Annotated in this window: 9 protein-coding genes; 6 read left to right on the forward strand and 3 right to left on the reverse strand. The window is 71.6% G+C overall.

The window, feature by feature from the left end:
• On the reverse strand, window positions 1-1,848 hold a 1,848-nt coding region (locus VFO68_RS26155; RefSeq protein WP_414635574.1), incomplete at its 3' end, for an aconitate hydratase.
• 141 nt (window positions 1,849-1,989) lie between these two features.
• Between VFO68_RS26155 and VFO68_RS26160 the strand changes: the two genes are divergently transcribed.
• The gene (locus VFO68_RS26160) at window positions 1,990-2,352 is read left to right on the forward strand and encodes a glyoxalase (protein ID WP_325161042.1); all 363 of its coding nucleotides are present in this window, start codon (window positions 1,990-1,992) and stop codon (window positions 2,350-2,352) included.
• 50 nt (window positions 2,353-2,402) lie between these two features.
• Here the strand turns inward: VFO68_RS26160 and VFO68_RS26165 are convergent, their stop codons facing one another.
• Both VFO68_RS26165 and VFO68_RS26170 read right to left on the reverse strand, forming a co-directional pair.
• The gene (locus VFO68_RS26165; protein WP_325161043.1) at window positions 2,403-3,935 is read right to left on the reverse strand and encodes a flagellar basal body protein FliL; all 1,533 of its coding nucleotides are present in this window, start codon (window positions 3,933-3,935) and stop codon (window positions 2,403-2,405) included.
• Window positions 3,932-4,402 carry a hypothetical protein gene (locus tag VFO68_RS26170; protein ID WP_325161044.1) on the reverse strand — a complete coding sequence of 157 codons (471 nt, stop codon included), beginning with the start codon at window positions 4,400-4,402 and terminating at the stop codon, window positions 3,932-3,934. Before VFO68_RS26170 ends, VFO68_RS26165 begins: the two co-directional genes overlap by 4 nt.
• A gap of 181 nt (window positions 4,403-4,583) precedes the next feature.
• Here VFO68_RS26170 and VFO68_RS26175 point away from each other — a divergent pair, with 181 nt between their 5' ends.
• From VFO68_RS26175 to VFO68_RS26195, 5 genes are all read left to right on the forward strand, one after another.
• Window positions 4,584-5,858 carry an NlpC/P60 family protein gene (locus VFO68_RS26175; protein ID WP_325161045.1) on the forward strand — a complete coding sequence of 425 codons (1,275 nt, stop codon included), beginning with the start codon at window positions 4,584-4,586 and terminating at the stop codon, window positions 5,856-5,858.
• 7 nt (window positions 5,859-5,865) lie between these two features.
• Window positions 5,866-6,414, forward strand: coding sequence for a molybdenum cofactor guanylyltransferase (mobA, locus tag VFO68_RS26180; RefSeq protein WP_325161046.1), 549 nt, complete (start codon window positions 5,866-5,868; stop codon window positions 6,412-6,414).
• 81 nt (window positions 6,415-6,495) lie between these two features.
• Entirely contained in the window at window positions 6,496-7,554 is a 1,059-nt protein-coding gene (locus VFO68_RS26185; RefSeq protein WP_325161047.1) for a MoxR family ATPase, read from the forward strand.
• Between the two features lie 29 nt (window positions 7,555-7,583).
• Window positions 7,584-8,531: a DUF58 domain-containing protein gene (locus tag VFO68_RS26190; RefSeq protein ID WP_325161048.1), complete on the forward strand. Its 948-nt coding sequence runs from the start codon at window positions 7,584-7,586 to the stop codon at window positions 8,529-8,531.
• Between the two features lies 1 nt (window position 8,532).
• A partial coding sequence (locus VFO68_RS26195) for a VWA domain-containing protein (RefSeq protein ID WP_414635575.1) occupies window positions 8,533-8,985 on the forward strand: 453 nt, incomplete at its 3' end.

Consider the following 8,985-nt stretch of genomic DNA (forward strand, 5'->3'; position numbering starts at 1 on the left):
CGGCTCGGTGGTGATGTCCCGGTCCATCGACCCCGCCAGCGCGTACGCGACCACCAGCGGCGGGCTGGCCAGGTAGTTCATCTTGATGTCCGGGTTGATCCGGCCCTCGAAGTTGCGGTTGCCGGACAGCACCGACACCACGGCCAGGTCGGCCGCCTGCACCGCTTCGGAGATCTCGTCCTGCAGCGGCCCGGAGTTGCCGATGCACGTGGTGCAGCCGTAACCCACCAGGTGGAAGCCGAGCTTCTCCAGGTACGGCATCAACCCGGCGCGCTGGTAGTAGTCCATGACCACTTTGGACCCCGGCGCCAGCGTGGTCTTCACCCACGGCTTGCGTTCCAGCCCGCGCTCGACGGCCTTCTTGGCCAGCAGCGCCGCGCCGATCATCACCGACGGGTTGGACGTGTTGGTGCACGAGGTGATCGCGGCGATGGCGACCGCGCCGTGGTCCAGTTCGAACTCCGCGCCGTCCAGGCTGACCTTGACCGGGTTGCTCGGCCGGCCCGCGCTGTCCTCGGCGGCAGAGAAGAAGGTGGGGGCCGGCGCGCTGTTGCGACCCGAGCCCGGTGCGGGCGGGTCGCTGGCCGGGAAGGACTCGACGACCGACTCGTCGACCCCGGTCCGCGCCGGCGGCTGATCGTCGTTGGCCACGTAGGCGCCCAGCGCCGATCGGAATGCCGGCTTGGCGTCGCTCAGCGCAATGCGGTCCTGCGGCCGCTTCGGCCCGGCGATGGACGGGACGATCGAGCCGAGGTCGAGCGAGAGCGTCTCGGAGTAGCGGGGCTCGACGTTCGGGTCGTGCCACAGGCCCTGCTCCTTGGCGTAGGCCTCGACCAGCGCCACCTGCTCGGCCGAACGCCCGGTGAACCGAAGGTAGGACACGGTTTCCTCGTCGATGGGAAATATCGCGCAGGTGGAACCGAACTCGGGGCTCATGTTGCCGATGGTGGCGCGGTTGGCCAGCGGCACCGCCGCGACGCCGGACCCGTAGAACTCGACGAACTTGCCGACCACGCCGTGCCGCCGCAGCATCTCGGTGATCGTCAGGACCAGGTCGGTCGCGGTCGATCCGGCCGGCAGCTCACCGTCCAGTTTGAACCCGACGACCCGGGGGATCAGCATCGACACCGGCTGGCCGAGCATCGCGGCCTCGGCCTCGATGCCGCCGACGCCCCAACCGAGCACCCCCAGCCCGTTGACCATGGTGGTGTGGCTGTCGGTGCCGACCAGCGTGTCCGGGTAGGCCTGCCCACCGCGGGTCATCACCACGCGGGCCAGGTGCTCGATGTTGACCTGGTGCACGATCCCGGTGCCCGGCGGCACGACCTTGAACTCGTCGAACGCGGTCTGCCCCCAGCGCAGGAACTGGTAGCGCTCGCGGTTGCGCTCGTACTCCAGGTCCACGTTGCGCTCGAACGCGTCCGGCCGGCCGAAGATGTCGGCGATCACCGAGTGGTCGATCACCAACTCGGCCGGCGCCAACGGGTTGACCTTCGCAGGGTCGCCGCCGAGCGCCGTGACCGCCTCCCGCATGGTGGCCAGGTCGACGATGCACGGCACCCCGGTGAAGTCCTGCATGACCACCCGGCCGGGAGTGAACTGGATCTCCACGGACGGCTCGGCGTCGGGGTCCCAGCCGGCCAGCGCGCGCACGTGCTCGGCGGTGATGTTGGTGCCGTCCTCGGTGCGGAGCAGGTTCTCCAGGAGGATCTTCAAGCTGTACGGCAGGCGCTCGGCACCAGGCACCGCGTCGAGCCGGAACACCTCGTACGAGGCCGGTCCGACGGTCAGGGTGGCGCGGGCGCCGAAGCTGTCCTTGCTGGTGGGTGCGGTCACGTCCAGCTCCATCTCGCGGTGCGCGGAAGTCAGTTCAAGGTCGTTGCGGATCGAGTCTCGCGTACTCGTGGTGAGCCCGCCGAGATGACCCCCTGCACTAAACAGTACGCTTGTCCTGTATTCCGGTTCAAGCCGACCGAGGAGGGTTGTGCCGTGCTTCACCACGTGCAGATCGCCTGCCCACAGGGCAGCGAAGACCGGCTGCGGGCGTTCTACGCCGGGGTGCTCGGCTGGCCCGAACTGCCCAAACCGCCGCTGCTGGCCGCCCGCGGCGGGTGCTGGTTCCAGGTGCCCGGCCGGGGCGGCCCGGACGCCGAGCTCCATGTCGGCGTGGAGGAACCGTTCCACCCGGCGCGCAAGGCCCATCCCGCGTTCGTGGTGGACGTGGACGCCATGGCGGCTCGGATCTCCTTGGCCGGCCACCCGGTGCGCTGGGCCGACCCGGCCGAGATCCCCGGCCGCCGCCGCTTCCACACCGACGACCCGGTGGGCAACCGCCTGGAGTTCCTGGACTGAAACCGCGACAGGCCCGGCCGAAACCGGCCGGGCCTGTCGCGGGTGGGTCGTTACTTGGCGAGCTTCAGCAGCGCGTAGACGTCGTCCGCGGTGAGGCTCTTGAACACGGTCAGCTCGATGTCGGTGAACGTCCGCAGCGGGCTGACGTACCACTTGCCATCCACCTGGGTGGTGACGATGCCGGTGTTCTTCAGCATCCCGGAGGCGAGGTTCACCAGGGCCTTGCGGGCCGCAGGCGGGACGTCCTCGTCCTTGAGCAGTTCGGCCACCTGGTCGCCGCAGAACTTGCCGCTCTCGCCCTCGGCCTCGTAGGAGTAGCAGTCGCCGTCCCGCCGGACGACGACCCGCTCGCCCTCCGCCTCGGCCTCGAACTCCTTGATCACGACCTTCTGCCCGCCGGTCACGTCCTGGGTGTCCGCCTCGAACTTGGTGATCTTGGCGCCGAGCGCGTCCGGCTTGCCCAACTCGGCCAGCAACACCGGTCCGGCGTCGTGCAGCGCGCCCATCTCGTCCGGTGGCAGCAGTTCGATGACCCGCTCGATGTTGCCGTCCGACGCCGCCTGCGCGAGGTCGCGCACCGCGTCCTGCGGGCTGCCCGCGCCCTTGTTGGCGATGCCCTGCTTGGGCCAGTCCTTGCCGGCGTCGCGCAGCGCGTAGTCGGCGATCGTGTAGAAGAGGCTGGGGTACCACTGGTCGTCGACCTTGACCGTGGCGATCCGGACCGGGTCCTTGCCGTTGCGGGTCGCCTCGGCGATGTCGATCTCCTCGTGCTCCGGCTTGGCGTCCAGGCCGCCCGGGAAGGCCGCTTCGAGGAACCGTTCGGTGAACGGGAGCTTGCTCACGTCGGAGTCGAGGATCAGCTTGCCGCCGACCAGCTTGGTGATGGTCAGGTGATCGTTGACCTGTTCCGCGCCGGACTCGTCGTACTTGAGCTCGGAGGTCCGGATGTCGGCGCCGCTGATCTGGCTCGGGTCAGCGTCCGGCTTGTACACCTCGAGCCGCTTGAACTCCTCGGTCATGTCCTTGTTCAGGTCGACCATGACCGACGACTCGGCGGGGGCGAGGGTGGCGAACAGGCCGGCCAGGTCGCCCTTGTTGATGGCGTTGACCAGGTTGTCGGCCGCGGCCGTCGGGCTCGGCGCGCCGGCCTGGACGTCGCTGCGGTTCAGCGCCCAGACGGTGACCACCGAGCCGGCCGCGATCGCGATCACCGCGACGATCGCGCCGATGATCAGGCCCCGGCGGCTCTTGCGCTGCGGCTGCTCGGGGTAGCCGGGCGGCGGCCCGTACTGGCCGTACTGCCCGTACTGGGCGGTGGGTTGGGGACCGGTCTGCGGGTAGCCCTGTGCCGGCTGCGGGCCGGTCTGGGGGTGGCCCTGCGTCGGCTGCGGGCCGGTCTGCGGGTATCCGGGCTGCTGCTGGTAACCGCCCGGCTGGCCGTAGTAGCCGCCCTGCTGCGGGTAACCCTGCTGCTGCGGATAGCCGCCCTGCTGCGGGTAGCCGGGCTGCGGGGGTAAGCCGCCGGTGCCCGGCTGGTTGGGATCGTTGGGCTGCCATGGGCCGCCTGAGCCTGGATAGGTCACGGTTCCCCTCCTGAGACGTTCACACCTTGACGACGGCCGATGAACACGCCGACAGCCCCGATCAGCGCCAAGACCCCACCGATGAGCATGACCGTGGGACCGGTGCCGGCGATGACTCCGTAGCTACTGCTTTCGACGGCTGCGATGCCGCCAACGGTTCCGCAGATTATCGCCACGATCATCGCGATTGTTGCGCCAGTCCTGCGAAAACCGAACGCATACGCGACGATACTGATCGTGATCACCGGGATGATCATTGTCCAGGCGAACAGCACCGGTTCCAGTGGACCGCCGTCGACCAGCCGGATCGTCCGAATGAGACTGATCGACCGGTAGCTGTCCCGTAGCTCCAGTCCGGACCGGAACCACGGCAGGAATGTGGCCAACGCCACCAGCACCAACCCGGTGCAGCAGGCGGCGGCACCGGCGATGCCGACCGGGCCTGGGCGGGAGCGCACGCCGGTCATGCTCGCAGGCCGCCGGCAGCCACGGGACGGCGGTCACCGGTTGTGATCACCCTGCGCTCGATGGGGCGAATGTGGCGGGTGATATTCCCGGTTCTCCTGGTGCCAGAGCGCACACGTGGGGGAGAAGTGGCACAGTGGCCTCGTTGCGGGGTCCGGGAGCACCCGCGCGGGAGGTGGCGAGGTGGTGACCCGCCGGGTGCGTGCGGCCGGCGTCGCGGCCGGGTCGGTGCTGCTGGTTCTGACCTTGGGCACGGGCGCGGCCGGCGCGGTCCCCCCGCCGCCCCCGAACCCGAGCGACTCCGACCTGCGGGACAGCCGCTCGGACGCCCGGACCAAGGCGGGCCGGGTCGGCGAGCTGACCAACCGGGTGGCCGAGGCCGAGGCCCGGCTGATCGCGCTGCAGGCCGAGGTCGAGGTCAAGTTGGAGGAGGCCAACAAGGCGCTGGTCGACCTGCAGGCGGCCGAGGAGGCGGCGCGTGCCGCCCGCGCGGATGCCGACACCGCCGCTCGCGAGGCCGCCGGCGCCGGGCGGGTGGTCGACGAGGCCCGCATCAAGCTCGACGAGTTCGCCGCCGGCAGCTTCAGCCAGGGCAGCGTGATCGGCTCGATCTCGCCCTACTTCGGCGCGGAGAACCCGCGCGACCTGCTGGCCAGGGCACAGCTGCTGGACGAGGTGAGCCGCAGCGGCCTGGACGCCCTGGACGGGATGCAGCGGGCCCGGATCGACAAGGCCAACAAGGACTCCACCGCGCGCGCCGCGCTGAACCTGGCCAATGCCAAGCAGGCGGAGGCCGAGCGGGCCAAGCGGGCGGCCGACGCCGCGGCGGAGGCCGCCCGGCAGGCCCAGCGGGACCAGGTGGTCCGGGCGAGGGACCTGCTGGCCGCCCGCGACGCCGCCGAGCAGGCCCTGGCCGACGCGCAGGCGAAGGTGGGCGGGCTGGAGAGCCAGCGCCAGCGCTACCTGGACTGGCTGGCCGCCAAGCAGCGCGAGGACGCCGCCCGGGCGAGCCGGGCCGGGACCACGGTCTCGGCCGCCGGCCGGGTCCGGTCCGTGATCGACCGGGCGCTGTCCCAGCTCGGCGTCACCTACGCCTGGGGCGGCGGCAACGGCAGCGGTCCGACCAGGGGGATCCGGGACGGCGGGGTCGCGGACGCGTTCGGCGACTACGCCAAGGTCGGGTTCGACTGCTCCGGCCTGATGATCTACGCCTTCGCCGGGGTCGGGATCCGGCTGCCGCACTACAGCGGCTACCAGGCCGAACGCGGCGTGCGGGTGCCGCTGGACCAGAAATCCCCTGGTGACCTGCTGTTCTGGTCGACCGGCGGCCGGATCCACCATGTGGCGCTCTACCTCGGCAACGAGCAGATGGTGGAGGCGCCGTACTCCGGCGCACGGGTCCGGATCGCCCCGGTGCGCTATGGCGGGATCGTGTCCTACGCGGTGCGGCTGCTGTAATGCGGGCATGGCGTTCGCCGCGGTGATTCTGGCCGGCGGTCGGGCCACCCGACTGTCCGGTGTGGACAAGGTGCTGATCGAGGTGGAGGGCAAGAGCCTGCTGCGCAGGGCGGTGGACGCGGTGACCGGTGCCGAACCGGTGATCGTCGTCGGCCCGCCGCGCTGGCAGACCGGGTCGGTCGTCTGGGCCCGCGAGGAGCCACCGGGCGCGGGCCCGCTCGCCGGCCTGGCCGCCGGGCTCGCCAAACTTCCGCCGGACACCACGGAGGTGGCCGTGCTCGCCGCCGACCTGCTGGCCGTCAGCCTGTCCACAGTGGACAAACTGCGGCTGGCGCTGTGGGAGGCTCCGGACGCCGCAGGCGCGGTGCTGACCGACTCCGAGGGACGGCGCCAGTGGCTGATGGGCGTGTGGCGCCCCGGCCCGCTCGGCCAGGCCCTGCCGCCGGACCCGGCCGGCCGGTCGCTGCGCTCGGTCCTGGGCCGGCTGCGGCTGGTCGACGTCCCCGCCATGCCGGGTGAGGAGGCCGACCTGGACACTCCGGACGATCTTCCCTGAAAGGGTCTTCACAGCCGTCACACCGCTGTTCAGGTGTGCTGTATCCGGCGAAATGCACCCCAGCACCAGGAGGTAGGCAAGTTGACCGAGCCTGCGGCGGACGCGGCCTCGACCAGCACCCCGGCCCGGGACGGCCAGCTGCTCGAACGGACCGTGTTCGAGGTCAAGCGGGTGATCGTGGGGCAGGACCGCCTGGTTGAACGGATGCTGGTCGGCCTGCTGTCCCGGGGCCACCTGCTGCTGGAGGGCGTGCCCGGGGTGGCCAAGACGCTGGCCGTGGAGACCTTCGCCAAGGTGGTCGGCGGCTCCTTCTCCCGGGTGCAGTTCACCCCGGACCTGGTGCCCGCCGACATTCTCGGCACCCGGATCTACCGGCAGGGCAAGGAAACCTTCGACGTCGAGCTGGGCCCGGTGGTGGCCAACTTCGTGCTCGCCGACGAGATCAACCGGGCGCCGGCCAAGGTGCAGTCGGCGATGCTCGAGGTGATGGCCGAGCGGCACGTGTCCATCGGCGGGCAGACCTTCCCGATGCCCGACCCGTTCCTGGTGCTGGCCACCCAGAACCCGATCGAGAACGAGGGCGTCTACCCGCTGCCCGAGGCGCAGCGGGACCGGTTCCTCTTCAAGATCATCGTGGACTACCCCACGGCCGAGGAGGAGCGCGAGATCGTCTACCGGATGGGCGTGCGCCCGCCGGAGCCGAGCCAGGTGCTCAGCCCGGCCGAGCTGGTCCGGCTGCAGGATGTCGCGTCCACCGTGTTCGTGCACCACGCCCTGGTCGACTACACGGTCCGGCTGGTGCTGGCCACCCGCACGCCGGGCGAGCACGGCCTGGCCGACGTGGCCGGCTGGGTCGCCTACGGCGCCTCGCCGCGGGCGAGCCTGGGGATCGTGGCCGCCAGCCGGGCGCTGGCCCTGGTGCGCGGCCGCGACTACGTGCTGCCGCAGGACGTGGTGGACGTGGTTCCGGACGTGCTGCGGCACCGGCTCGTGCTCTCCTACGACGCGCTGGCCGACGGTGTGCCGCTGGACCACATCATCACCCGGGTACTGCAGACGGTGCCGCTGCCGCAGGTCGCGGCCCGCCCGCAGGCCGGCGGTGGGCATCCGGCGGCGGTGGGTGCCTCCGGCCGGTCGTGAGCCAACCCCGGGCCTTGCGAGGGGATCTCATGAGCCAGAAGAAGACGGAGCGGGAGCGGCCGCACTGGGCGCCGCCGATCCTGCAGGGCGAGCGGATGGAAGCCGGCCTGCGGCTACTCGAGCTGGACGTGCGGCGGCGGTTGGACGGCCTGCTCCAGGGCAACCACCTCGGCCTGGTGCCGGGCCCGGGCTCCGAGCCCGGTGAGGCCCGGATCTACCAGCCCGGCGACGACGTGCGGCGGATGGACTGGGCGGTCACCGCCCGCACCACCGAAGCGCACATCCGGGAGACCGTCGCCGACCGGGAGCTGGAGACCTGGGTGGTCGTCGACCTGTCCCCGAGCCTCGACTTCGGCACCGCCGCCTGCGAGAAGCGCGACCTCGCGGTGGCCGCGGTGGCCGCGGTGACGCACCTGACCGGTGGCGGCGGAAACCGGATCGGCGCGGTGATCGCCACCGGGGAGCGCACGGTGCGGTTGCCGGCGCGCGGTGGGCTCGCGCACGCCCGCGGGCTGGTCCGGGCGATCGCGCAGACGCCGCGCGCCCCCGAGGGCACCCGGGGCGACCTCGCCGAGGCGGTGGAGCAGCTACGCCGGCCGCCGCGCAGGCGCGGCCTGGCCGTGGTGATCTCGGACTTCCTCGGCCCGACCACCTGGCAGCGGCCGCTGCGGGCGCTGTCCGCCCGGCACGACCTGCTCGCCATCGAGGTGCTCGACCCGAGGGACATCGACCTGCCGGACGTCGGGACGGTGGTGCTGGCCGACCCGGAGTCCGGACGCCAGCGGGAGGTGCACGCCTCGGCGTTGCTGCGCAAGGAGTTCGCGGCCGCGGCGGCCGAGCACCGCAGCGACGTCGCCGCCGCGATCCGGCGGGCCGGCGGCGGCCACCTCGTGCTGCGCACCGACTCCGACTGGATCGCCGACACCGTGCGGTTCGTGGTCTCCCGCAAACGCCGTTGGTCGGGAGGGGTGGCATGACATGTTCGGTCTGACCCTGCAGCGGTTCGCCGCGCCGTGGTGGTTCCTGCTGTTCATCGCGATCGCCGCGGTGGTCGCCGGCTACGTCGCCGTGCAACGCGCCCGGCGCAGGCGCACCATGCGCTTCACCAACCTCGAACTGCTCGACCGCGTGGTGCCGAACAAGCCCAGCCGGTGGCGGCACCTGCCGGCGGTCGTGCTGATCGTCGCGCTGATGCTGCTCACCACCGCGATGGCCGGCCCGACCGCCGAGCAGCGGGTGCCGCGCAACCGGGCGACCGTGCTGCTGGTGGTCGACGTGTCGCTGTCCATGCAGGCCACCGACGTGCGGCCGACCCGGTTGGCGGCCGCCCAGGAGTCGGCGAAGTCCTTCACCCAGGGCCTGACCCAGGGCATCAACCTGGGGCTGATCTCCTTCGCCGGCACCGCGACGGTGCTGGTCGGCCCGACCACC

The organism is Actinophytocola sp. (assembly GCF_035712165.1).
Taxonomy (GTDB): Bacteria; Actinomycetota; Actinomycetes; order Mycobacteriales; family Pseudonocardiaceae; genus DASYTH01.